At 58.8% G+C, this 1,490-nt stretch carries 1 protein-coding gene; it reads right to left on the bottom strand.

What is annotated here, in order from left to right; translation table 11 throughout:
* Positions 1-726: 726 nt before the first annotated feature.
* The coding region (locus tag ACTXPP_RS14045; RefSeq protein WP_443342724.1) for a hypothetical protein at positions 727-1,490 on the bottom strand (764 nt) is incomplete at its 5' end.

The raw sequence follows: 1,490 nt of genomic DNA, 5'->3' as shown, positions 1-1,490 counted from the left end.
ACTTTCACGCAGGGTGTGCGTCCGTATAATCGCCGTAGGCTCCTCGGCAAAGAAATGAGGTTCCCCGCCGTCTGACTCGCCGCAGCGCAGCGAGGACGAGACAGACGGCGGGGTCAACAGTCCGGACACCGGAGGGACGACGGGGTCCGGTCCTCATCGTGGTCTGGGGTGGGGCCGCGCCCGGCCGTAGGCTGGGTGGGCGCGGCGGCACCCCAAACCACCGCGCTACCTGGGGTACCACTGAGCTGCAGAACCAAAGTAGCACGGTTAGACCAATCGGAACCTGCTTGCTGGATAAGACAATTTATCCTTCGGAGGTATTCTAGAGTCAGCTTTCACCTAGAACGGGATATCGGAATAGTCGGTCTATTCTTTTATCCATTAGGAATAGTGGCGTCACGATTGTGATTACAATACCCGATACCCCGTCAATCGAATTTCCGGCAGTAAAGGAGCCTATCGTAGCAAGCGCGAACGCTCCTCCCGTTAGGGCGGGGACGAGCCGAGAGGGGCGTCGATCGCGCCGCATAATACCCCATCCTGCGAGCGCTACACCGACGGTCAGGATCGCCGCTTGGATGGCTAGCCTTGACGGACTGTCGGTAACCAGAGTAGTAACTATCGTCCACGCCACCACGAAAAACAGGAGCAGTGAACAAATCACGTTGAGTTGACGATAGCGATATTTCCGAGCACTCATGAGAGTGTTCCCTTTTCCGAGTGTTGTCAGTAGCAGTCTCCGGCAGAGTGGTGTTCCGGCGTAACCCCGATGCTAGGTGGCCAGATACTTCCGGTTGCCCCGAACTTCAGCGCTAGGCACTTGTCCTGAGCGACAGCAGCAACAGCCCACGTGCCGATGTTCACCACATTACTCGCAACCACGGCGCTGAAAGGCGGCGGAACCAGAGCAAGCCACGGTAGAGCGGCGATGCCGCCACCACCTGCGGCAGCTGCTGCCTGCCGTGTCTCCTCCTTGTTGAGGTATGCGTGTCCTGAAACTGTACCCCAGTTGAATCGGGGGTCCGCGACAACGGGGAACGCAGTACTCTCATCAAAATCGACAACCTGTACCAAGGCGCCATCATTAATGGCGAAGTGCGTGTCGAGGTCACGTCCGTCCGCGTCCTTTGCCCAGGGCTTCTCAAAGGCCCCTTGTGGGAAACGGTCGGAGTTGAGGCTGACCGTCCCATCGTCCATCTCCTCAAGCCGGTCATTCTCGCCGAGCGAGACGGGGAACACGTACTCTCTCGGCGCTTCAGCATTGTTGATGTGGATGAGTGTTTGAGCCCCATCCGAGAGTTCCTTCGACTCGAACGAGTAATCCGGCTCCCCAGACCCCGACTGCGCTGTTACCGGTGTCGCGGGCGTTTCCCACTGAAGCGATGTGTCATTGTGGGGCGACGACGTTTCGACGGAGCGGTCAGGGTCAGCGCTGGCGGATGGTGAGACCGCGACAGCACATGCGGTGGCAAGTAAGGTAGCCAGAAAGC

The organism is Candidatus Corynebacterium faecigallinarum, assembly GCF_052264515.1.
Lineage (GTDB): Bacteria > Actinomycetota > Actinomycetes > Mycobacteriales > Mycobacteriaceae > Corynebacterium > Corynebacterium faecigallinarum.
This window is presented reverse-complemented; position numbering and strand designations above follow the sequence as displayed.